Genomic DNA, 452 nt, shown 5'->3' with positions numbered 1-452 from the left:
GATGTACATTGACTCAAATGATTGGATCGTAAGTTACGTCCTCCAAATGGAAAATATCCCCAGATTCATATTGTGCAAGAGTTTCTTCAAAAATCCGCTGATGTTCAGGCCTTCGTCGACCATTAGAAGATCGCTCAGGTTCTTTAAACAACTCTGAAATCAGCTTAACCATAGGCTTTGACCAATAATCACTAATACCATTTAGCATTTCAAGCAATGTTCCTTTGTAGCCTACTTTCTTCTTCATGAGTAAGGCTAAACAGTAGGTAATCATCGCAATATAAATCTGATTATAGACCGCATTTTTTCCTTTTCCATATAACGTCTTCAGAACAAGATGTTGTTTGATCCATTTGAAGAATAACTCAATCTGCCACCGATTTCGATAGAGATCACTGATCTCTTCGGCCTTGACTTTTGCGTCATTGCAGATAATGGAAATCTTATTCCCT

General features: G+C 37.6%; 1 protein-coding gene. It reads right to left on the bottom strand.

The features are described 5' to 3' along the window. Nucleotides 1–13 precede the first annotated feature (13 nt). Nucleotides 14–452: transposase (locus IPU53_RS24715; RefSeq protein ID WP_207454187.1), on the bottom strand; the 439-nt coding region annotated here is incomplete at its 5' end.

Origin of the sequence: Bacillus sp. SD088 (genome assembly GCF_017355205.1) — a bacterium.
Lineage (GTDB): Bacteria > Bacillota > Bacilli > Bacillales > Bacillaceae_C > Lederbergia.
The sequence above is the reverse complement of the archived record's forward strand: the minus strand, read 5'-3'. Positions and strand labels throughout refer to the sequence as shown.